General features: G+C 38.7%; 21 protein-coding genes. 16 read left to right on the top strand and 5 right to left on the bottom strand.

The annotated features are described in order from the left end of the window. The first annotated feature begins 159 nt into the window (after positions 1 to 159). Positions 160 to 1,803, top strand: coding sequence for a putative polysaccharide biosynthesis protein (locus tag CEQ83_RS23530; protein WP_028411836.1), 1,644 nt, complete (start codon positions 160 to 162; stop codon positions 1,801 to 1,803). Positions 1,804 to 1,853: 50 nt separating this feature from the next. Next, entirely contained in the window at positions 1,854 to 2,570 is a 717-nt protein-coding gene (locus CEQ83_RS23525; RefSeq protein ID WP_028411835.1) for a pseudouridine synthase, read from the top strand. A gap of 222 nt (positions 2,571 to 2,792) precedes the next feature. On the opposite strand, the gene CEQ83_RS23520 is transcribed toward CEQ83_RS23525, so the two are convergent. Further along, positions 2,793 to 3,014 (bottom strand): DeoR family transcriptional regulator, encoded by a 222-nt coding sequence (locus CEQ83_RS23520; RefSeq protein WP_013059517.1) that lies wholly within the window; start codon positions 3,012 to 3,014, stop codon positions 2,793 to 2,795. 408 nt (positions 3,015 to 3,422) lie between these two features. On the opposite strand from CEQ83_RS23520, the gene pepV reads away from it, so the two are divergent. Next, positions 3,423 to 4,826, top strand: a complete 1,404-nt coding sequence (gene pepV, locus CEQ83_RS23515; RefSeq protein WP_049166261.1) for a dipeptidase PepV — start codon at positions 3,423 to 3,425, stop codon at positions 4,824 to 4,826. Here the strand turns inward: pepV and CEQ83_RS23510 are convergent. Together CEQ83_RS23510 and cysK are read right to left on the bottom strand one after the other, a co-directional pair. Next, positions 4,819 to 5,034 carry a hypothetical protein gene (locus CEQ83_RS23510; protein ID WP_155017519.1) on the bottom strand — a complete coding sequence of 72 codons (216 nt, stop codon included), beginning with the start codon at positions 5,032 to 5,034 and terminating at the stop codon, positions 4,819 to 4,821. The genes pepV and CEQ83_RS23510 overlap by 8 nt on opposite strands. A 126-nt stretch (positions 5,035 to 5,160) precedes the next feature. After that, complete coding sequence (gene cysK, locus CEQ83_RS23505; RefSeq protein ID WP_033579594.1) at positions 5,161 to 6,093, bottom strand: cysteine synthase A; 933 nt, start codon at positions 6,091 to 6,093, stop codon at positions 5,161 to 5,163. 189 nt (positions 6,094 to 6,282) lie between these two features. On the opposite strand from cysK, the gene thpR reads away from it, so the two are divergent. The 4 genes from thpR to CEQ83_RS23485 all read left to right on the top strand — a co-directional run bounded on the left by thpR (position 6,283) and on the right by CEQ83_RS23485 (position 11,119). Continuing rightward, positions 6,283 to 6,837, top strand: a complete 555-nt coding sequence (gene thpR / locus CEQ83_RS23500) for an RNA 2',3'-cyclic phosphodiesterase (RefSeq protein ID WP_028411832.1) — start codon at positions 6,283 to 6,285, stop codon at positions 6,835 to 6,837. Positions 6,838 to 6,972: 135 nt separating this feature from the next. Further along, a complete protein-coding gene (locus CEQ83_RS23495) occupies positions 6,973 to 7,899 on the top strand; it encodes a hypothetical protein (protein WP_028411831.1) in 927 nt (308 codons plus the stop codon). A gap of 92 nt (positions 7,900 to 7,991) precedes the next feature. Continuing rightward, the gene (gene pulA, locus CEQ83_RS23490) at positions 7,992 to 10,133 is read left to right on the top strand and encodes a type I pullulanase (RefSeq protein WP_155017518.1); all 2,142 of its coding nucleotides are present in this window, start codon (positions 7,992 to 7,994) and stop codon (positions 10,131 to 10,133) included. A 191-nt stretch (positions 10,134 to 10,324) separates the two neighbouring features. Continuing rightward, positions 10,325 to 11,119: a phosphotransferase family protein gene (locus tag CEQ83_RS23485; RefSeq protein ID WP_049166259.1), complete on the top strand. Its 795-nt coding sequence runs from the start codon at positions 10,325 to 10,327 to the stop codon at positions 11,117 to 11,119. Positions 11,120 to 11,125: 6 nt separating this feature from the next. Here CEQ83_RS23485 and CEQ83_RS23480 read toward each other — a convergent pair whose 3' ends face one another. Beyond that, a complete protein-coding gene (locus tag CEQ83_RS23480) occupies positions 11,126 to 11,404 on the bottom strand; it encodes a YtzH-like family protein (RefSeq protein ID WP_028411828.1) in 279 nt (92 codons plus the stop codon). A 127-nt stretch (positions 11,405 to 11,531) separates the two neighbouring features. Between CEQ83_RS23480 and trmB the strand changes: the two genes are divergently transcribed. Together trmB and CEQ83_RS23470 are read left to right on the top strand one after the other, a co-directional pair. Beyond that, complete coding sequence (trmB, locus tag CEQ83_RS23475; protein WP_028411827.1) at positions 11,532 to 12,182, top strand: tRNA (guanosine(46)-N7)-methyltransferase TrmB; 651 nt, start codon at positions 11,532 to 11,534, stop codon at positions 12,180 to 12,182. Between the two features lie 75 nt (positions 12,183 to 12,257). Continuing rightward, the gene (locus CEQ83_RS23470) at positions 12,258 to 13,115 is read left to right on the top strand and encodes a YtnP family quorum-quenching lactonase (RefSeq protein ID WP_028411826.1); all 858 of its coding nucleotides are present in this window, start codon (positions 12,258 to 12,260) and stop codon (positions 13,113 to 13,115) included. Here the strand turns inward: CEQ83_RS23470 and CEQ83_RS23465 are convergent. Then, the gene (locus tag CEQ83_RS23465; protein WP_028411825.1) at positions 13,084 to 13,395 is read right to left on the bottom strand and encodes a PepSY domain-containing protein; all 312 of its coding nucleotides are present in this window, start codon (positions 13,393 to 13,395) and stop codon (positions 13,084 to 13,086) included. The genes CEQ83_RS23470 and CEQ83_RS23465 overlap by 32 nt on opposite strands. Before the next feature lie 152 nt (positions 13,396 to 13,547). Between CEQ83_RS23465 and CEQ83_RS23460 the strand changes: the two genes are divergently transcribed. From CEQ83_RS23460 to CEQ83_RS23430, 7 genes are all read left to right on the top strand, one after another. Next, complete coding sequence (locus CEQ83_RS23460; protein WP_098112332.1) at positions 13,548 to 14,621, top strand: M42 family metallopeptidase; 1,074 nt, start codon at positions 13,548 to 13,550, stop codon at positions 14,619 to 14,621. Between the two features lie 58 nt (positions 14,622 to 14,679). Continuing rightward, positions 14,680 to 15,204, top strand: coding sequence for a DUF84 family protein (locus CEQ83_RS23455; RefSeq protein WP_033579598.1), 525 nt, complete (start codon positions 14,680 to 14,682; stop codon positions 15,202 to 15,204). A gap of 153 nt (positions 15,205 to 15,357) precedes the next feature. Continuing rightward, a complete protein-coding gene (locus CEQ83_RS23450) occupies positions 15,358 to 15,675 on the top strand; it encodes a thioredoxin family protein (protein WP_028411823.1) in 318 nt (105 codons plus the stop codon). A gap of 72 nt (positions 15,676 to 15,747) precedes the next feature. Further along, positions 15,748 to 16,560 carry a DUF1444 domain-containing protein gene (locus CEQ83_RS23445; RefSeq protein ID WP_014457994.1) on the top strand — a complete coding sequence of 271 codons (813 nt, stop codon included), beginning with the start codon at positions 15,748 to 15,750 and terminating at the stop codon, positions 16,558 to 16,560. 2 nt (positions 16,561 to 16,562) lie between these two features. Continuing rightward, positions 16,563 to 17,168, top strand: coding sequence for a YtpR family tRNA-binding protein (ytpR, locus tag CEQ83_RS23440; RefSeq protein WP_028411821.1), 606 nt, complete (start codon positions 16,563 to 16,565; stop codon positions 17,166 to 17,168). A gap of 429 nt (positions 17,169 to 17,597) precedes the next feature. Further along, on the top strand, positions 17,598 to 20,699 hold the full coding sequence (locus tag CEQ83_RS23435) for a DNA translocase FtsK (protein WP_098112330.1): 3,102 nt from the start codon (positions 17,598 to 17,600) through the stop codon (positions 20,697 to 20,699). Positions 20,700 to 21,039: 340 nt separating this feature from the next. After that, positions 21,040 to 21,693, top strand: coding sequence for a nicotinate phosphoribosyltransferase (locus CEQ83_RS23430; protein WP_098112329.1), 654 nt, complete (start codon positions 21,040 to 21,042; stop codon positions 21,691 to 21,693). The last annotated feature ends 17 nt before the right edge of the window (positions 21,694 to 21,710 follow it).

The raw sequence follows: 21,710 nt of genomic DNA, 5'->3' as shown, positions 1-21,710 counted from the left end.
ATCTCTCAACATTGGATAAAATGGGCTATAGTCTTTGTTTTTTAGCTTGTTGACGAGTGTGAGTGAGTATAAGACCTTTCTTAGTGTATACTCTCACTTGCTTCTTTTCAATTCTATCATTATTATCAGTATGTAACATTAAGTATCGGAGGCAAACGTATGTCTGATTCAAAATTGTTAAGAGGGACCTTTGTGCTAACGCTTGGCACTTATGTATCCCGAATTCTGGGAATGATTTATTTATTTCCATTTGCGATCCTTGTTGGAACCGTAGGGGGAGCACTGTTTGGTTATGGATATAACCAATATGCTATTTATTTAAGTATTGCTACAGCCGGTATGCCAATGGCCGTATCGAAATTTGTATCAAAATATAATGCACTCGGTGATTATTATACGAGTAGAAGAATGTATCGGGCCGGCATGAAATTAATGCTTGTCACAGGAATACTTGCATTTTTACTTTTATATTCGTTAGCGCCTGTTATGTCTAGAATTACACTTGGAGGTTCTGATTTAAATAACTCCTTAGAAGATGTAGTAATGGTTATGCGAATGGTTAGTGTTGCGTTAATTGTAGTACCGATGATGAGTTTAATGCGAGGATTTTTCCAAGGTCACCAGTCTATGGGACCCACAGCTGTTTCACAAGTAGTTGAACAACTTGTGCGGGTTGTCTTTTTATTAGCATCCACTTATATCGTCATCAAAGTTGTACATGGGAGTCTTGCGCTAGCCGTTGGATTTGCTACAATGGGTGCTTTTGTAGGAGCTCTTGCTGGACTTGCCGTATTAATTTGGTACTGGAAAAAACGAAAGCCTCATCTCGATAAAATGGTGAACGAGCAGACGGTAACGCCTACGCGTATTTCTACCGTATCCATTTTTAAAGAGCTGCTTACGTATTCATTGCCCTATGTATTTGTCAGCTTAGCTATTCCGCTTTATCAGTATGTGGATCAATTCACATTTAACCGTGCGATGGTAGCGGCTGGACAAAAAGAAATAGCGGAGTCCATGAACGGAATTGTTCAGTCTTATGTTCCAAAGCTTGTGATGATTCCTGTTTCATTAGCTACTGCATTCGGTTTGACTCTTGTACCAACGATTACACGTTCATTTGTGAATAAAGATTATAATGTATTGCAAAAGCAAATTGATCAAACATATCAAACGATTATGTTTCTTGTGCTGCCAGCATCTGTAGGGTTAATGGCTTTAGCTGGTCCAGCATATACGTTTTTCTTTGGAACAGATGCATCGGATGCGGGTGGAAATGTCTTGCTTTATTATGCACCCGTAGCTTTATTGTTCTCGTTTTTCACGGTTAATGGAGCTATTTTACAAGGGATCAACAAACAAAAATATGCTGTTTTAAGTCTATTATTTGGATTGATTGTGAAAATTGTCGTGAACGTGCCATTTATTCTTATGTTCCACGAGATCGGTTCAGTTTTAGCGACAGCACTAGGCTATATCGTATCTCTTGTTTATATGTTTGCGCTTATTCAAAAACACGCAAAATATAACTACAGTGAGTTTATAAAACGCTCTGTGCTCATTCTCATTTTTGTTGCGATTATGGGAATCAGCGTAAAAATTGTTTCAGTAGTAATTGGTCTGTTTACAACCCCAGGACGATTCTCTGCCACGGTTATTACGATTATAGGAGCAGCAGTAGGCGGCCTTATTTACTTTATTATTACCTATCGTTCAAGCCTGCTTGAAAAAGTAATGGGAGCGAGGGTAACAGGTGCAATTGAACGAAAGATACTGCGCCGAAATAAACAGCGCAGTGCATAAGAAGATGACTCGTTAGAGTCATCTTCTTTTCAAAAAAAGGAGGATATTACATGCGTTTGGATAAATTGCTTTCTACCATTGGGTACGGAAGCCGAAAAGAAGTTAAAGGTCTTTTAAAGACTGGAGCTGTTAAGGTAGACGGTACAGCGGTTAAAGATGCTAAGGTACATGTTAATCCAGATGAACAAGAAATAACTGTGCATGGCGAAGCCGTTTCTTACCGAGAATTTGTTTACTTTATGCTGCATAAGCCGCAAGGTGTCATATCAGCGACGGAAGATTCTCTTCATGAAACAGTTTTGGACTTATTGGAAATTGACGATGCTGTGTATGACCCATTTCCGGTAGGGCGTTTAGACAAAGATACAGAAGGGCTCTTGCTGCTGACAAATGATGGTCAGCTTGCACATCAGCTGCTATCTCCTAAAAAGCACGTTCCTAAAACGTATTTTGCAAAAATTAATGCGCCGGTGACTGAAGAAGATGCTGAAGCATTTAGACAGGGTGTCACTCTTGATGATGGATACGTAACAAAATCAGCAGAGTTAAAGGTACTAACAAGCGGTGTGGAATCAGAAATTGAATTAACGATCGTTGAAGGGAAATTTCATCAAGTGAAGCGTATGTTTGAAGCAAGAGGAAAAAAAGTAACGTATTTAAAACGTTTATCTATGGGAGCTTTGCTATTAGACGAGTCGTTAGATTTAGGAGAGTACAGGGAGTTAACGGAAGAAGAACTAGCTTTATTACAAAAATCAAATGCCTAAGAAGAGGCGAAAGAAAAAGGAACCTAAGTCTAAAATGGTTCCTTTTTTTGTCCACTTTATTCGACAAGTGAAACATTTCACGTTAAAGCACTTAAACGAGTACCAACTCTGCTTGACGTGCAAATGGAGCGGGGGACTATGCACTCGTCCAAGTCTTGACTTTCTACTGCGTAGAATTTTATCTCTATATATAAATCACTTACTACCCTTGAAATAAACTTACTAGGATGACATCTTGACCTTCTTTTGCGTAGTCGTCCATGTACCGCGACTTGGGCTGCGAACTAAATCATTATATGCTAACACATTCAAGTCACGCTGAATGGTTCTTGGTGTAATACCAAATTCGTCTACGAGCTCTTGCGTTGTAACTGTTCCATTTTTACAAATGAACATATAGACCGATTTGATACGAGTTAGCATTCGATTAGTTGAAGGTTTCAAAAAACCACTTCCTTATTCGTTTTTCGTAAGGCACAACTTCTTTATAACTCTGAGATGTCAAGCACTATTTCAGTCCTTATCCTTATTGTACACAAAATCGACAGAAAAATAAAAGAGAAAACGCAAATTAACACAATATTTACAAAAAATGATATAAATATGTAATCCTTTCGTAACATCTCCTTCCTCTATTTGCACATTTTTTATAGTATATGTAAACAATAAACAAATAGAATCCGTTTTTATCGATTGTGCCTACAAATTATTTCCCGGAATTTTGACTCTGTAAACCTTTGATATGAAAGGAAAGAGACAATTATTTCTTTCTATATAAAGGTATGATAAAGTTAAATTTACCAATAGTAATGATAGATACAATCTGTAAAAGCAGGCAAAGGAGGCACACAGATGACAGCAATTAATTGGAAAGAGGAAGTGCAAAAAAGAGAAGCTGAAATTCTAGCTGAGACGCAGCGTTTTTTGCAAATTAAAAGTGTTTTGACAAGCACAGAAAAAAAAGAAGAGCCATTTGGACCTGGAGTTGCTCAAGCGCTTCACTTTCTTTTAAACAAAGGAAAAAATGACGGGTTTTCCGTCAAGAACGTAGACGGATATGCAGGTCATATTGAAGCGGGAGAAGGAAAAGACCTTCTTGGCATTTTGTGTCACGTAGACGTCGTTCCTGAAGGAGACGGGTGGTCGGTTGATCCATACGGCGGTGAAATAAAAGACGGGAAAATTTTTGCTAGAGGAGCAATCGACGATAAGGGCCCGACGATGGCTGCTTATTATGCGATGAAAATTGTGAAAGATTTAGGGCTTCCTCTATCTAAGCGGGTTCGAATGATTATTGGAACGGATGAAGAAAGTGACTGGAGATGTGTGGACCACTACTTCAATCATGAAGAGATGCCAACGATGGGATTTGCGCCGGATGCGGATTTTCCTATCATTTATGCTGAAAAAGGCATTACAGATGTAGAAATTCGCCAGCAGCCCATTGAAGGAACAAAGGGAAGCGTCCAGCTTACATCATTTGTCTCTGGGCGACGCTACAATATGGTTCCTGATCTTGCAACAGCTGTTCTTGAATTCCATAGTGAAACGGATATTAAAAATAAATATGATCAATTTTTAAAAGATAAATCTTTAAAAGGTTCAATAACCGAAAAGAGCGGTGCGTATACACTTACTCTAGAAGGAGTTTCAGCACATGGAAGCGTGCCTGATAAAGGGAAAAATGCTGGGCTTACACTTCTTCGCTTTTTACACACATTAGAACTTGATGAACAAGCTAATCAGTTTGTAGGTTATGCAAATGCGTATTTAGTCCAAGATGCACTAGGAGAAAAAATGGGCTTAAATCGCAAAGATGAGGTCACGGGTGATTTAACGATAAATGTGGGAATCATGTCTTATAATCAAGAAGAAGCGGGGCACTTTGGCTTAAATATTCGCTATCCTGTATCAGCTCATATTGACGATATTATTGATACGATTAAAGAAAAAAGTGAATCTTATCAAATGACTATCAAACATTTTACAGATTCTAAACCACATCACGTCAATCAAAAACATGAGCTTATTCAAACGCTTCAAAAGGTTTACCAAGAACAAACAAATGAAGAACCTACGCTTATTTCAATTGGAGGAGGAACATATGCCAGAGCATTAGAAGCGGGTGTGGCATTTGGACCTCTTTTCCCAGGCCGTGAAGAAGTAGCGCACGAAAAAGACGAGTACATGGTAATTGAAGATTTGCTTCGTGCAACAGCTATTTATGCACAGGCTATTTACGAATTGGCTAAATAAAAAGAGGTTGAGACATAACGAAACGAATCCAATTTAAAGGTGAATAACTAGGATACATGAGCTGGACTGTTTGTGACACCGCAGTTGATTTCCATGCAAGGCTTCGCTTTCCGCAGGCGGCCGCTGAGTCTCCTCGTCGCCTGGGCTCCTGCGGGGTCTCACCTGTTCTGCTTTTCCCGCAGGAGTCTTCGCCTTGCCCTCCAATCAACTGCTAGAAGTAACGAAACCGATGAACCTACATTCACCATCACAAAAAAACGAACCATGAATCAAACATGTTGATTCATGGTTCGTTTTTCATTTGGGCTAAAATCCTTTTGTTCCAGCCTCTTTATTATTCATATGAGAATAGGTCGCTTGATAAATAACGTTCACCTGTATCGCAAGCAATACATACGACCACTTGATCAGGAGATAATTTTTTGGCTACCTCGATAGCAGCATAGCACGCAGCGCCAGATGAAGGACCGACTAAAATCCCTTCTTCAGAAGCTAGGCGTCGCGTAATATCGTAGGCTTGTTCATCTTTAATTTTTAAAATTTCGTCGTAAACCTCTATGTTAAGCGTATCAGGAATAAATCCAGGGCTTGTTCCTACAAGCTTGTGCTTTCCAGGTCTTCCTCCAGATAATACAGGAGACCCAGCTGGTTCCACAACATGAACGGTCATATTTGGGTAGTTTTCTCTTAGGACTTCACCTGTGCCCGTGATCGTTCCGCCTGTTCCAGCAGTAGCAACAAAAGCAGATAGGTCTTTTCCTAAATCGTTCATTGCCTCAATAATTTCCTTAGCAGTCGTTTTTCGATGTGCGTCAGGGTTTGCATTATTTTCAAACTGCATGGGCATAAATGCATTTGGAATTTCTTTTGTAAGCTCTTCTGCCTTACGGATTGCGCCAGGCATTTTTTCATCGCCAGGTGTTAGAACAACTTCAGCACCATATGCTTTTAACAAGTTAATTCGTTCTTGAGTCATCGTATCGGGCATGACTAAAATAGAACGATACCCTCTTGCTGCTGCATTCATAGCTAAGCCAATACCTGTATTTCCGCTCGTTGGTTCAATAATGGTGGAATTTTCATTGAGCAAGCCTGCTTTTTCAGCTTCCACGATCATATTAAAAGCAGCACGGTCTTTTACACTACGGCTCGGATTAAAAAATTCTAGTTTTAAGTAAACGGATGCTCCATCTGCTGGTTGAAGACGATTCAATTTAACAAGAGGTGTCTCGCCAATCAAATCAGCCATATTGTTAACAACTTTCATTTTTCTCATCCTTTTCTTATAAAAATTCTCTGTATTATTTCTATGATAACACAATTTCTTATTTTTTAAGCACATGACAAATTTTCAGAAAAACCTCTCTATTTGATCCAGAAAACCTTTAAAATAAATCTAGCTCTTTTTGAACATGACAAATTGGGGAAAGATAATGAAAAGAAAAGGAGGGATTTGATGAAAAGTGATCAACACTATTTTATTGGAATCAACGTGCCAGTCTCCATTGCATATCAGGCAGAAAATTGGGCAAAAGAATTAACACCTTTTCCTTTTAAACAATGGACATACCCTGACGATTATCATATAACACTACAATTCTTAGGATTTGTAGATAACAAAAAGGAAAAGCTGATTAACCGCTTAAAAGAAGTAGCCTCCCGTCATTCAAGTTTTTCACTGCAGACCGTTCAGTACGATGTGTTCGGTGCGTATAACAAGCCTAGAGTGCTTTATGTAAGCCTTAAGCCAAATGATAAGCTTGTGAATCTACAAAGGGATATACAAGCTGTATGGGGAGACCTAAGCGGCTTATACGAAAAACGTCCTTATCGTCCCCATATTACGATTGCAAAGAAGTGGGGAGGGGAAGCCGGGCTTTCGGAAGAGCAGTTAAAGCAAACGTCGGTTGAAGAACAGTTTCAAGTAAGTTCATTTGCCCTTTTTGAAGTTCATCCTGCTAGCAAACCTAAATATAAAAAAATACTATCTTTTTCATTGCAGTCACAGTAGCATATGAACATACAAGCATGGAGAGAGGTTATTTAAAGATCACTCTTATTAAAGGAAAGAAAACGCCGATGATAATAGAGAAACAATCGGTGAACCAAGTGTTAGAGGAATTTTAATTAGGGGATTGATGTAAACGTGGCGCAGCTACTTAAGGTGCAAGATTATATTTCCCGTTATGAAAAAGACGTTTATCACTACACGTCTCAGTTTAATCATTTAAAAAAACATAATTGGAAGAAAGCAAAGCAATTGTTTGAACAAGGGCTATTACATGGCCCTCCTGTAAAAGAAGAAACAAAAGCTCAACGTTCATTTTTGCAAAAAGCAAAAGAGCGGTTTACAAGGAAAAAAGAAACGCTTGAAGTGGAAGAAGCGTTCTCTAGCGATAGCGTGGAAAATCAAGAGCTATTGAGGTTTACAACTCTTCCACAAACAGCGGAAGATTTGAAAATATTGTTTTTAGAAAATGTATTTGATCTTCAAATGAAATGGGCTACATCCACTTTATTTGAGTTCTCGCAAGCAGATCGTAAATATTACCATGATGAAGCTCTCCGTTATTTTATTCAGCGCTTTCCTGATACGTATCTCGTGATGTACAAGCCTGTTTTCCTGATTAATAAAGCTCCGGTAGAAGGGGATATCATTATTGTTACTCCAACGGAAACCCTCTGTATTTGTTTAATAGAAACATATAAAAGTGCTGTTTTTCAGTATTCAAAAGAAAATTTTTGGACAGAGTTAAGAGGAAGAGATCAAAAAAAGATATTAAATCCGTTAATTGGGTTAAATCGAATGGAGCAAATTGTCCGAAGTATCTATCGTACTCACGATATTGAACATAGCGTAAAGAAAATATTACTAAGCAGAAATGGATACATTGACTACGCTGCGGAGCCTTATCAGGTTGAATTTGTAGATGCTAGAAAGTATGAAGAATGGTTTTATGAACTTAGGAAATCTAAAGCGCCTTTAAAGTTTAAACAGATGAAAGCAGCTCAGGTACTGCTCGAACACAGCCAGAGTATTTATTTTGACCGGGAATTCGAAGCAGGTGAATAATCCGAACATTCATGCTATGAAAGTGCTTTCGTTTTTGCGTTTGCTACATATAATGCTACTAAAGAGGTAATTGGCATAAGGAGGAGAAAAGGATGACTGGTGATAATAAGTTTCAGGCTTATTTAGATCAAATAGATCGTATTACTGTTTTAGTTCCAACTTCTTATCATGAAGGTCAAATTGATTTTTTTGTGATTAAAGGTGCACAAATGCATGAGACCATCTCTATTGAAAACGTACATGAATTAGAAGGTTTTATCAAATATGAAGGTAAGGTTGAAGAGAGCATAGAAATTGGACATTCGTACGTTATCTGTGATAATCACGGGGAGAAAGTTCCGTTGCAGGTAGGGGCTGTTATACGAACAAAAGAGTTTGATGAAAGATTTTATTATAATCAAAATGATTTGGGTGCATCCTTTTATTCAGATCATATTATGATAAAAGTCTGGGCCCCGACTGCATCAGCAGTGGTTTTAAAATTAATACATGCAAATAGCGGAGAAGAAGAACTGTACGTTATGACTCGTCAAAGAAAAGGCGTATGGGAAAAGGAACTTCCCTTAGATAAAGAAGGGTATTATTATCGATTTTTAATAGATGTAAACGGTCGGACAAATGAAGCGGTGGACCCTTATGCCGTTGCAGCTACAGCAAATAGTGAATACGGAGTTCTGATAAATCTTCATACAGCCTATGTTCATCCCCATGAAAAGCCGCCTTTCCTTCAGCCAACGGATGCCGTTATTTACGAAATGCATGTTCGAGACTTTTCTATTCATCCTTCAAGCGGGATAGAAAAAAAAGGTACGTACCTAGCTGTTACTGAATCAAGCGGTCAGCCAGGCAAACCAACAGGCCTCCATTATTTAAAAGAGCTAGGAGTGACCCATCTTGAATTTCTTCCTATTAACGACTTTGGCGGAGTAGATGAATTAAATCCTCATGCTTCTTATAATTGGGGGTATAATCCATTGTTGTTTAATGTGCCGGAAGGAAGCTACTCTGCTGACCCTTCAAATCCCACCACTCGTATTGTTGAAGTGAAGCAATTAATATCAACGCTTCATCAACAGGGATTCCGTGTTATTATAGATGTAGTTTATAATCACGTATTTGTACGAGAAGAATCACCTTTTGAAAAAATTGTTCCGGGCTATTATTTTCGACATGATGAGTTTGGGATGCCTTCGAACGGGACGGGAGTAGGAAATGATTTTGCTTCTGAACGGAAAATGGCGCAAAAGTTTATTATCGATTCAGTATTATTTTGGATAAAAGAGTACGATGTTGATGGTTTTCGTTTTGACCTCATGGGGATTTTAGATATAGAAACGATGAAAATCATTCGGGAAAAAATAAATGAAATTGATTCTACTATTTTGGTGTTTGGCGAAGGCTGGGATTTAAATACGCCTCTTCCCCACACTCAAAAAGCAATGATGGCGAATGCCCGCCAAACACCTCAAATCGGCTATTTTAATGACCGCTTTCGAGATTCTGTAAAAGGAAGCACGTTCGATGTGTATGAAAAAGGTTTTATCAGCGGGAATATTCATCAAAAAGAAGCAGTGCAATCTGTGATAGCGGGTAGCATTCTGGATAAAGAAGACAGTCCCGCTTTATTTATAAATCCAGCACAGTCAATTAATTATGTTGAATCACATGATAATCATACGCTGTGGGATAAGTTAACGAATTCAAACGGAGAAGAAGACGAAGACACTCGTAGAAGTCGTCATCGCCTTGCTACTGCTATTGTGCTTCTTTCACAAGGCATACCGTTTCTTCATAGTGGTCAAGAGTTTTACCGCACTAAAAAAGGCGTAGAGAACAGCTATAATTCACCCGATGATATTAATGCACTCGATTGGAATCGAAGAAGGGAATTTTCTTCTGATGTGAATTGGGTTCAAGAGCTGATTCGTATTCGCAAACAGCACGATGCATTTCGCTTGGGGGATGCTTCAGCGATTAGGCAGCATGTCTCTTTTCTAAACACGCCGAAATCCGTTATTGGCTATTGCTTATCAAACGTATTGGCTTACGGTCCGTGGAAGAATATTATTGTGTTTTTTAATCAAGGCCTAATGGAAGAAAAAGTAGTTTTGCCAGAAGGACCATGGAAAATAGCACTTGATCATTGTAAAGTATATAAAAATGGGTATCCTACTATAGAGGATAATGCTATAAATGTTCCAAAGCTTAGCGTTCTTATTTTATTTCAAACGTAATTATTGTCTTCAACCACTTGACGAAAAAAGTGTGATGGAGATAATATTTATAAAGGATGGCTATTGATACATATCCTCAATAGCCGTCTTTTTTATTTACTAAGAAAATAACGTCATGATGTCTTAATAGATTGCTTTATTGAGTGAAATTTTTAAACGAAATGTGTGTGTTGAAATTGAAGGTGAATTGGTTGGAAGATATATTAGGAAGCGAATGGGAAATTACTCCTGCTGGCGGAGCGACAGGAGAAGCTTATTTTGCAAAATTTCAAGACCGAAAGCTTTTTTTAAAGCGTAATTCATCACCTTTTTTAGCAGTATTGTCAGCTGAAGGAATTGTACCGAAGCTCGTGTGGACAAGACGAATGGAAAATGGAGATGTGATCACAGCTCAGCACTGGCTAGATGGTCGAGAATTAAAACCAAAAGATATGAATTCGAGTCGAGTGACAGAATTGCTTAGTAAAATTCATCATTCAAACGAGTTATTAGATATGTTGAAAAGGTTAGGGAAAACACCGCTTCTTCCCGAAGACGTGCTAGCCGATATTCTAGAGAACGTGGACGAGCGACTTCAAAAAGAGAGTATTGTAGAGCAGGGAATCAGCTATTTACAAGCAGAGCTTCCTTCCATTCAGACAGATAAATATGTGGTATGTCACTGTGATGTGAACCACAATAACTGGATGCTTGGAGAGAATACGCAGCTATATTTAATCGATTGGGACGGAGCGATGATTGCAGATCCTGCTATTGATTTAGGTTTATTGCTTTATTGGTACATCAATCCATCTCAGTGGGAAGAATGGCTTGATCATTATGGGGTTGAACTAACTGAGAACTTGAAAAAGAGAATGAAGTGGTATGTGATAAGTCAAACCATTTTATTCATTGAATGGCATCGTTCGAAAAATGAACATTCTGAAATGAATTACTGGCTTGAATATCTTCGGATGTTGCTCGTCAACGACATTCAAGCACAGTAGCAAAGGTTATGACAAGGTAGATAGTTCTTGGACCCATTGTGATAAATTTTGTTGATTGGTTTGAATATGTTCGTCTAAATGAGCAGCACTTTTTGCATCTTGCGTGTATTTATAAACGTTTTGTAGTGTTGCTTGTACGTCTGTGCTAGCATATCCTTTTGCTAACATTGATTGAATTAAACGTTCAACCTGTTCACATTCCGCAACCGTTCCGCAGCAATCACTTTGATGATTAGATAAAATATCTTTTACTATATTCATTTGGTGTTCGGCATTTAAAGGCATTAAGCATCATCCTTTCTCGTATGATGCTCTTATTTTTTTCTATCTAAACACAATTATGCATGAAAATGTCGGTTGTTTCGAATAACCGACATTTTCAATGCGTCAAAATAAATTAAAGAGGTGCAACATGAGATTACGAAACAAACCTTGGGCAAAAGATAAAATTGCTGAAAATCCCCAATACGTGGTTCCAAATCCAGCGGAGTATAAAGGAAACTGGAAAGAAGTTTTTGGAAATGAAAATCCTCTTCATATTGAAGTAGGAACAGGAAAAGGCCAATTTTTAGTAGGGATGGCTAAACAAAATCCGCATATCAACTATATTGGAATTGAAATGTATGAAAGTGTCATCTTAAGTGCTCTAGAACGATTGATTGAAGAAGAGCTTCCAAATTTAAAGTTGTTGAATGTAGATGCTAACCATCTTAGTGAGTTTTTTGCAAAAAATGATGTGGGTCGCGTTTATCTCAATTTCTCTGATCCATGGCCAAAAAAGAGACATGCCAAGCGCCGCTTAACATACAAAACGTTCTTAAGCATGTATGAAAATCTGCTGGTTGATGGTGGAGAAATTCACTTTAAAACAGATAATCAAGGGCTATTTGAGTATTCATTGACAAGCTTTTCAGAATATGGACTTCTTCTCAAGTACATTAGCTTAGATTTGCATAAAAGCGATTTTGAAGGCAATGTTATGACGGAATATGAAGAGAAATTTTCACAAAAAGGCAGCCGCATTTACCGCTGTGAAGTAAAATACCTGAATGAAAAAGACTGAGTTACTCAGTCTTTTTTTGTTCAAAAAGAGAAGGGGATAGTGATAAAATAAAAAGGAATATAATGGAGGTGTAAAATGGAAACGCTAACAATAGGCGAATTAAAAGTTACATGGCTTCGTGGAGGGAATAATCATTTAGATGGAGGGGCAATGTTTGGTGTTGTTCCAAAAGAGCTTTGGACAAAAAAATATCCCATTTCAGACGGGAATCGAATTCCCATGAGGACTGATCCTTTGCTCGTTCAAACTGAAAAACACCTCATGTTAATTGATGCAGGTATAGGAAATGGGATGTTGGATGAGAAAAAAAAGCGTCATTTTGGCGTAACGGAAGAATCATTTATTGCTGAAGACTTACAAAAGTTAGGGTTCACGTGCGAAGATATTACTCATATCATTATGACGCATCTCCACTTTGATCATGTGTCAGGCTTAACAAAATGTATCAACGGAAACTTTTCCTCTGCTTTTCCAAATGCAAGAATTTTTGTTAGTGACATCGAGTGGAATGAAATGAGGAATCCTAATATACGTTCTAAAAATACGTATTGGAAACAAAATTGGGAATTTATTCAGCATCAAGTAATAACATTTAGCGACAAAGATGAAATTGTGCCTGGAGTAACGGTTCATCATACCGGCGGTCACAGCGATGGTCATGCTGTAGTTATATTAAAAGGAAACAATGACATCTTAGTGCACATGGGCGATCTTTTGCCAACACATGCACATCAAAATGTCTTATGGGTAATGGCATATGATGACTATCCAATGACTTCGATTGAACAAAAACAGCAGTGGTTAGCTTATGCCTATGAGCATCAAGCTTGGCTAAGTTTTTATCATGATGCTTTTTATCGAGCTGTAAAATGGGATAACAAAGGAGAAATAGTTGACGAAATTAAACGGGTGTATTCAGCGTCAATTCAATAATAGCACCGCTTTTTTTATCAATGAAAAACTCGTAATGTTCCTGTTTTGCATCACGTGTTCTGATAATTCCACCTGTATAACCATAAAAAGAGAGACCATGCTTTTGAATGACCTTAGTCGTCGTTTCAATCCATGAGCCGTCGATTGCCCCATTTTGTTTAAAAGCGCTTTTAACAATCGTAAGGGCTTCCGATGAGGAAATTGACGACGTTCTTTTTTGAATAATATAAGCGCTTGCAAATCCGACTGCAGCTCCTGCTATTAGTTGAGTCCATTTCACGTTATTCACCTGCTTTTTAAGGATATGTTTTCATCATTATATCAAATTGTCGAATGCTTTGTTAAGTTGAGTCATAGAAGAGAAGGACGGAACTAGCAACTATTTCCGGTTTTCGATACAATAAAGAAAATGATACATAAAGGAGAGTATATATGAACAATGAAACGCTATCTCTATTTAAAACATTAACGGAGTTACCAGGTGCCGCTGGAAACGAACATCAAGTACGTTCATTTATGCGCTCGCAAATTGAACCCCTTGTAGATGAAGTCATTCAAGATGGGTTAGGAAGTTTATTCGGCGTTCGCTATAATGAAGAAAAAGGTCCTAAAGTAATGGTAGCAGGACATATGGACGAAGTAGGATTTATGGTTACGTCTGTAACTGATAAAGGAATGCTTCGTTTTCAAACTCTAGGAGGATGGTGGAGTCAAGTACTTCTAGCTCAACGCGTCCATGTGGTGACAAAAAAAGGTCCTATCACCGGCGTAATTGCTTCTATCCCTCCCCATTTATTAGACGAATCACAGCGCAACAAGCCAATGGCCATTAAAAATATGATGATTGATGTGGGCGCAGATAGCAAGCAGGAAGTAGCAGAAATGGGCATTCGTCCTGGCGATCAAATTGTACCGATTTGTCCGTTTACGCCAATGGCAAATGAAAAGAAAATACTGGCAAAAGCATGGGATAACCGCTATGGGTGCGGACTTGCGATTGAATTATTAAAAGAAATAAAAAATGAAAAATTGCCAAATATCTTATATTCTGGAGCTACTGTTCAAGAAGAAGTAGGACTTCGCGGTGCTCAATCAGCTGCGAATATGATTAAACCGGATTTGTTTTATGCACTAGATGCTAGTCCTGCTAACGATACGTCAGGCGATAAAAATGCATTTGGACAATTAGGAAAAGGCGTATTACTTCGTATCTTTGACCGTACGATGGTCACACATAGAGGAATGAGAGAATTTATCTTAGATACAGCTGAGACAAACAGCATCCCTTATCAATACTTCGTTTCTCCAGGAGGTACGGATGCAGGGCGCGTTCATACTTCTAATAACGGAGTTCCTTCTGCAGTGATCGGCGTATGTTCACGTTATATTCATACCCATGCATCTATGATTCATGTGGATGACTATGCAGCTGCAAAAGAATTATTAGTCAAACTTGTACGCTCTACAGACCAAACAACGCTTGATACGATTAAACAAAACGGATAAAGAAGAACAAAGCAGCTGCTTTTGCGGTTGCTTTGTTTCATCATGACAGGAGAAAAAAATGAAAATTGCAATCGGAACGAAGAATCCAACAAAAGTAAATGCAGTAAAAAAAGTATTTGGAGATACTTTTACATATGTAGAGGTAGACGTGCAGTCCGGGGTGTCACCACAGCCTTTTTCTGATGAAGAAACCATCCAAGGAGCGATTAACCGCGCGCGTGCTGCTGTTAAAGAGACAGGTGCTGATATCGGCATTGGGCTCGAAGGAGGGGTGCAGGAAACACCTCATGGCTTATTCCTTTGCAATTGGGGAAGTCTTGTTACCTCTAAGGACCTTGAACCGATTTTAGGTGGAGGAGCTCGTATTCGGCTTCCTGAAGCGGTAGCCGACATGCTTCGTCATGATAAAAAAGAATTAGCCGAAGCTATGGAAGTGTATACAAACCAAAAAAATATTCGAAAAAAAGAAGGAGCAATCGGCATTTTCACCAATGGGAATTTAGATCGGACTTCTATGTTTTATCAGGTTGTTTTAATGCTAAAAGGACAGCTAGATTTTAGGACAAATCAAGCTGTTCAATAGGAAATTTCTTTGTAACCCTTTATAATAGAAAAGCATCAGTGTATGATAGTTGCAACAACTCATATACTATGTTTTGATGTAGAAGGATTAAAAAATGTATGGGGCTTTAGCCGTTTAAATACGAAAGTAAAAGAAAAAGTGGAGGAAAGAAAAATGGAAAAAATGCAAACAATTGAACAATACAAAGAAGTCATTAAAGAGGGAAAGCATATCATGATGTTTTCAGCAGACTGGTGCCCAGATTGCCGAGTAATCGAGCCTGTGCTTCCAGAAATTGAGGCGAATCATAGCGAGTATACATTTCATTATGTCGACCGCGACGACTTTATCGATCTTTGTGCAGAATTAAGCATCTTTGGCATTCCAAGCTTTGTCGGTTACAGCAACGGAGAAGAAACAGGGCGTTTTGTCAGCAAAGACCGTAAAACAAAAGAAGAAATTGAAGAGTTTATTAACGGCTTAAATGCATAAATCAAGTGAAGACTGATAGCGATCTACAGCTATCAGTCTTCATACATAAAAATGAGAAAAGGAGGCGTAAATATGGCGAAAATGAATAGTCAAAAGATGAGAAAGCTACTAGAAGAGCGATTAACGGGTGCGGATTGGTCATTTTTATTTGATCGTGAAAAAGATACGCTGCGCGTTGAACATCAGGAAACGAAAAAAGGTGTAACCATTTCTTTACCCGGGCTAATTGCAAAATGGGAAGAAAAAAAGGAAGCGGCTCTAGATGAAATGGTATATTATATAAAAGAAGCTCTTCGTGTTATGAACGATGAACAGCAGGTAACGGGAAAAGAAAAGCGCATTTATCCAGTTATTCGCTCAACGTCTTTTCCGGATAAATCGAATGAAGACGTGCCGTTGATTTATGATGAACATACAGCTGAAACACGCATTTATTATGCGCTTGATTTAGGCAATACATATCGTCTATTAGATGAGAAACTAATTCGTAAGGAAAATTTAGATCTATCCGCAGTGCGGGAAATGGCTAAATTTAATCTTCGCTCTTTGCCGATTTCACATAAAAAAGATACGGTAGCAGGCAATGACTTTTATTTTGTAAATCAGAACGATGGATACGATGCAAGCCGAATTCTTAACGAGGCATTTTTGCAAGATTTTGCTTCTAGTGTTTCGGGCACAATGGCTGTAGCAGTACCTCATCAAGATGTGCTGATTCTAGCTGATATCCAAAACGAAACGGGTTATGATATTCTTGCGCAAATGACCATGAGCTTTTTTGCAAGTGGACGTGTACCCATCACAGCTCTTTCATTTTTATACGAAAACGGTGAGCTAGAACCTATTTTTATTCTAGGAAAAAATCGCAGTAAAGGACGGGACTAATTATGAATCTTTTTTATAATAAAGAAGGTATCGGCGATACGTTAATCGTCAAGCTAGAAGATATTGCAATTGAAAATCGCACGTTTGAAACAAAAAGCGACGTTGTGCGTATCTTTGATCAAAAATCAAATACAACGGCTGGCTATAACATCTTTCATGCTTCTTCTAAGTTAAAAGTAGAGGGAAATGGTTCTCTTGAATTAACAGAAGAAATGGTGGAAGAAGTAAATCGTGTACTTAGCGAAAGCGGTTTTGAAGGTAAACTTGAAGTGGATTTATCTCCTAAGTTTGTAGTTGGATATGTTCAAGAAAAAGAAAAGCATCCAAATGCAGATAAGCTAAACATCTGTAAAGTAGATGTTGGCACAGAAACACTTCAAATTGTATGTGGAGCACCAAATGTAGACGCAGGTCAAAAAGTCGTCGTAGCAAAAGTAGGAGCGGTTATGCCAAGCGGTATGATCATTAAAGATGCAGAGCTGCGCGGTGTACCTTCTTCAGGCATGATTTGCTCTGCTAAAGAGCTGGCGCTTCCGAACGCTCCTCAAGAAAAAGGGATTTTAGTACTTGAAGACAAATATGAAGTAGGTCAGCCTTTTCAAGCATAAAAGCAGAGTGTGATACTAATTTATAGGGCAAAAGCAGGATGTTTTTTTACACGTATATTTCAAAGCGTTACAGTTGCTGAAAAGCAATTGTCAATTCTTAAAAAGGTTTGATAAAATTAAAAGCCACTAGTATAGACTAGTGGCTTTTTTCGCGTTTAATTATGAGTGCTAATTAAACATGAAAAAATATTTTTGCAAAGAGGAATTTTACTGTATAAATAAGGGAAGCAAAATAGTAGATTTTATAGTAAGAGTTCAAGCATACGTGATAGAATGATAAATGAAAAGATAGTATATATATCCATCTCAGAGAATACTTTGAGGCCAAAGGTAAATAAAGGATGCATGGATAGCTTTTTGTAGATGTCGCAGCACTGCGATATAAGAGGCTAAACGAAGTAAGATAGTCTGATAGAAAGAGTGATAAAAATGGGTTTTGTACGAAAAGTAATGGATTATTTACTAGGATACGAAGTGAAAGAAATCGTTGTAGACGAACATGGAAATACAACGGAAGAATACCCTTTAAATAGAGAAAAAACAATTCCTAAAAAGAAGGCTACTAAGCCTAAACAAATGCAGTCAGTTCATCAAAAGCCAGTGATGAAAGCAGCGCCAAAACCTTCTGTTCCACACTCGGCCAGAACGCAAAAGCGGAATTACAGTGAAGAGCAGCAAGATGTTCATACAAAAGTAGCTTATCAATACCCAAAAGGAACGTTTCGTTTCCCTTTAATTGATGATACGGGAGAAGCAAAAAAGGCAGCAGCTCCTAAAAATGAACCAAGGCCTGTAGCAAAAAAGGCACCGGCTCCGTTTTATCAAGAGCCTGTTCGCAAGTCGGCGCTAACGCAGCCTAAGTCAGTATCTCAGCCGTTAAAAGCGGTATCTGAAAAGAAAGAAGCGATTCCGCAAGTAAGAAAACGTCCGTTCCGTCCGACTGAAATCCCTTCACCTGTTTATGGGTTTAATAAGCGGCCTTCTAATGTTGTACAAAACGGAAGTGAGGAAGTAGTAGAATATGAGCTTCCGAGTACACAGTTATCAAAAGCAGCGTTTGAAGATGAAATTTACCGACGAGCGATGAATACGTCTGTTGTAGAGCCGTTAAGAAAACCAGTTTCTAAGCCTATAGCGGAAGAAGCACAGATTCAAGAAACGGAAGAAATGATGCAACTGTCTTCTCAGCGTTTTGCTCAGTGGAAGCAATATGAGGAAAATCAAAAAGAGAAGATATCATTTCCTGAAGAAAAGCCAAGTTCTTCAGTAGCCGTAAAAGAACAGGAAGAGGTTCCAACTTTTGAAGAATCACATGCGGTCGAACCGTTAGTGGCAAAAGAGAAAGCTACCGACTGGGATTTGGCGGAAGAAACAGCAGTAGCTGAAGAGGCTCCAATTTCAAAGGAAACGCCTCCGTTTGAATCATCCGTTTCTTTCCAACAAGAGATCGGAAATGAAGCTGAAGAGGCAGAAGCAGAAACGTTGATGGAAGAAAGCCCAGCGTTTTTACAAGCAGAAGAAGTAGAAGCACTAAAGCCTAGAAAGAGAGAAGAAGTTCCAGCCGCTGAAAAAGAAAGTCACGTCATTCTAGAAGAGCCAACAAACAGTGTTCATGTTGAAGCAGAACATGAGCTGAATTCTGAAAGTTTACATCCAACGCAACCCGCAGCTGATGAATGGCAACCAGAAGCGGTATCCGCTGTTGTGCACCGAGAGCTTGAAAATTCAGTGATAAAAGAGGAAGAGAGCAGGATGCAAGAAAGTCAAGAGTTACAAGGACAAGTACAGCAAGAGTCAGCTGTAGAACCTCTTGTACCTGCAGAACAGCCAGGGAATGCTGAACGAGCTCGCGGTAAGCGATTAGTGCCTTTTAACGTAATGATGCTGAAAAAAGACCGCACGAAGATGGATAACAGCGCTCGAGAAAAAAGTCAGTCGTCCCAAGGTTCATACCAAAGGCAGGAGGCAGAAGCTCTGCAAAAAAAAACGGAAGTAAGTAGGCAAGAAGAAGTTCACGGTGAAAAAACCGAAGAAGTGGTTCCGCAGGCTTCATTAAAATCTGAAGAACCTGTAAATGTAAAAGCTTCTTCTCCTTATGCATTTCCTGGAATGAACTTGCTTAACATTCCTCCAGCTGCTATTGAAGAAGATAATCAATGGGCGGATGAGCAGCGTGAGCTTTTGGATATGACATTAAAAAACTTTAACGTTCGAGCTAAGGTCGTAAACGTCACGCAAGGTCCTACCGTAACCAGATTTGAAGTACATCCTGAGCCCGGTGTGAAAGTGAACAAAATTACGAATTTAACAGATGATATTAAACTGAGCCTAGCCGCGCGTGATATTCGAATTGAAGCGCCAATTCCAGGGAAAAATACGATTGGGATTGAAGTGCCAAATCGTCAAAGTAAGCCGGTGTTAATTCGCGAAATTTTGAGGCATCCTTCTTTTAGAAAAGATAACTCTCCTTTAACGGTGGCGTTAGGGTTAGATATTTCAGGAACGCCGGTTGTGACTGACTTGAACAAAATGCCTCACGGTTTAATTGCTGGAGCGACGGGGTCTGGTAAAAGTGTGTGTATTAATACCATTATCGTCAGCTTGCTTTATAAAGCTGCGCCACACGAAGTCAAGCTTATGTTAATTGACCCTAAAATGGTTGAGCTAGCTCCTTACAACGGCATTCCGCATTTAGTCAGCCCGGTTATCACGGATGCGAAAGCAGCTACTACAGCTTTAAAGTGGGCAGTAGAGGAAATGGAGCGCCGTTACGAACTGTTTGCACATGCGGGCGTACGTGATATTACAAAATACAACGAACGTGTAAAAGAACATAATGAAAAAAGCGGGGAGCTGCCGTATCTAGTTATTATTATTGATGAACTTGCCGACTTGATGATGGTATCTCCAGGGGAAGTAGAGGAAGCTATTTGCCGTATTGCACAAAAGGCAAGAGCGTGTGGCATTCACTTATTGCTTGCAACGCAGCGTCCTTCCGTAGATGTTATTACAGGCTTAATTAAAGCAAATGTGCCAACGCGTATCGCATTTTCTGTTTCTTCGCAAGTTGATTCACGTACAATTATCGACACAGGAGGAGCAGAGAAGCTATTAGGTAAAGGTGATATGCTGCTTCTTGAAAACGGATCTTCTAAAAGCGTTCGAATTCAAGGGAACTTTGTTTCAGATGAAGAAATTGATCGCGTTGTAGATCATGTCAAAAAGCAAATGAAGCCAACATACTTATTTGATCAAGAAGATTTGTTGAAAAAGCAGCAAAGCTTTGCTTCAAATGAAGAAGATGAGCTTTTCTATGAAGCATGCGAGTTTGTGCTAGACCAAGGCGGTGCATCTACTTCCAGTCTGCAAAGACGCTTCAGAATGGGGTACAATCGCGCAGCGCGCCTAATTGATATGATGGAGCAGCAAGGAATTATTTCAGAAGCAAGAGGAAGCAAGCCGAGAGATGTGCTCATTACCGAAAACGAGCTTCAGGAAATGGAAAGTCAAACAGCCACTTCTACATTTTAAGCTGTTTTTCTGCATGTAGGTTAAAAAAAGAGGCTATGCAAAATCAGCAGGATACAGCTTTATGTGAGCTAACGCTCTGTCACTGTATCCGCCGCCTCTTTTTTTCCTGCTTTAAGTTCGTTTATACAGAATTTGAGTAGGGATTTTGGAAGAAATCCATCAGGAAAAAAAGGAAAAGGTTTGTCAGAACTAGTAAAATGATTTACTATATGTAAGGATAATGTGTGTTTTGCTTTTTTAGCATGTGATAGTTTGCTATCATTTCTCACCAGCTGAAACATATGAGCTGAAGGCGTTTAAAGAGGACAAACCAAAATAATTAGAGTACGAGTGAAGAGTAATGACAGAAGAAAATCATGAACTGATTAACTTTAATGAAATTCGTGAACAAAAGCAGCTTCAGTCTGATAATGCTATTTGCGACTTTTACAATCAATATTTCTTTTTTGTGAACCGCTATACGAATATACGAGAAAAAGTGCGGGCTTCACATCTATTTAAAGAGTTAGTAAACTTGCCTCATGAGGCGGCTCTATCTGATTCCCATGAACAATTATTTTTTCAGTGGTTTGCATTTGAATATGTAACCATTCAGGGGAAAACCCTGCTGCAGCTGTTTTTAGCTGATCAGGCGAAGCAGAAAACAGAGTCGTTTTTAATTCAAGGAGCCTTTTTTTTGACGAGTGTACTAGAGCCAATTATTGTGTCTAAAGTACCTAATTCGTTTTTCTTAAAAGGATATACCCCATTGACAAATGAGCAGGTTATCATCAAAGATGTAAGAGGAAGATTTGCAAATTTAGAGGAACAACAAGTAATTTGGATTCGAAAAATAAAATCAATCGGATATGACGTGTTAATTGACTCTTTCTTTTTAGGACATAAACAACGCATTGAACAGTTAGTAACCCAATATAATGACAAAAAAAATGCAATGACATGGCGATCGTTTTTAAAACATCAGGCTATATACTATGTGATGAAGCCAAAATAAAAGGCCGTTTCGCAAGG

It is taken from the genome of Priestia megaterium, assembly GCF_009497655.1.
Classification (GTDB): domain Bacteria; phylum Bacillota; class Bacilli; order Bacillales; family Bacillaceae_H; genus Priestia; species Priestia zanthoxyli.
Note: the sequence above shows the minus strand (reverse complement) of the source record. Positions and strands in the feature narration are given on the sequence as shown.

What these genes read in the sequence shown, in the direction of transcription:
- CEQ83_RS23435 (WP_098112330.1), top strand. Translation starts at nt 17,598, where the DNA reads ATGGGTTTTGTACGAAAAGTAATGGATTATTTACTAGGATACGAAGTG.
- CEQ83_RS23470 (WP_028411826.1), top strand. Translation starts at nt 12,258, where the DNA reads ATGGAAACGCTAACAATAGGCGAATTAAAAGTTACATGGCTTCGTGGA.
- CEQ83_RS23460 (WP_098112332.1), top strand. Translation starts at nt 13,548, where the DNA reads ATGAACAATGAAACGCTATCTCTATTTAAAACATTAACGGAGTTACCA.
- ytpR (WP_028411821.1), top strand. Translation starts at nt 16,563, where the DNA reads ATGAATCTTTTTTATAATAAAGAAGGTATCGGCGATACGTTAATCGTC.
- CEQ83_RS23445 (WP_014457994.1), top strand. Translation starts at nt 15,748, where the DNA reads ATGGCGAAAATGAATAGTCAAAAGATGAGAAAGCTACTAGAAGAGCGA.
- CEQ83_RS23480 (WP_028411828.1), bottom strand. Translation starts at nt 11,404, where the DNA reads ATGCCTTTAAATGCCGAACACCAAATGAATATAGTAAAAGATATTTTA.
- trmB (WP_028411827.1), top strand. Translation starts at nt 11,532, where the DNA reads ATGAGATTACGAAACAAACCTTGGGCAAAAGATAAAATTGCTGAAAAT.
- CEQ83_RS23525 (WP_028411835.1), top strand. Translation starts at nt 1,854, where the DNA reads ATGCGTTTGGATAAATTGCTTTCTACCATTGGGTACGGAAGCCGAAAA.
- cysK (WP_033579594.1), bottom strand. Translation starts at nt 6,093, where the DNA reads ATGAAAGTTGTTAACAATATGGCTGATTTGATTGGCGAGACACCTCTT.
- pepV (WP_049166261.1), top strand. Translation starts at nt 3,423, where the DNA reads ATGACAGCAATTAATTGGAAAGAGGAAGTGCAAAAAAGAGAAGCTGAA.
- thpR (WP_028411832.1), top strand. Translation starts at nt 6,283, where the DNA reads ATGAAAAGTGATCAACACTATTTTATTGGAATCAACGTGCCAGTCTCC.
- pulA (WP_155017518.1), top strand. Translation starts at nt 7,992, where the DNA reads ATGACTGGTGATAATAAGTTTCAGGCTTATTTAGATCAAATAGATCGT.
- CEQ83_RS23455 (WP_033579598.1), top strand. Translation starts at nt 14,680, where the DNA reads ATGAAAATTGCAATCGGAACGAAGAATCCAACAAAAGTAAATGCAGTA.
- CEQ83_RS23430 (WP_098112329.1), top strand. Translation starts at nt 21,040, where the DNA reads ATGACAGAAGAAAATCATGAACTGATTAACTTTAATGAAATTCGTGAA.
- CEQ83_RS23450 (WP_028411823.1), top strand. Translation starts at nt 15,358, where the DNA reads ATGGAAAAAATGCAAACAATTGAACAATACAAAGAAGTCATTAAAGAG.
- CEQ83_RS23530 (WP_028411836.1), top strand. Translation starts at nt 160, where the DNA reads ATGTCTGATTCAAAATTGTTAAGAGGGACCTTTGTGCTAACGCTTGGC.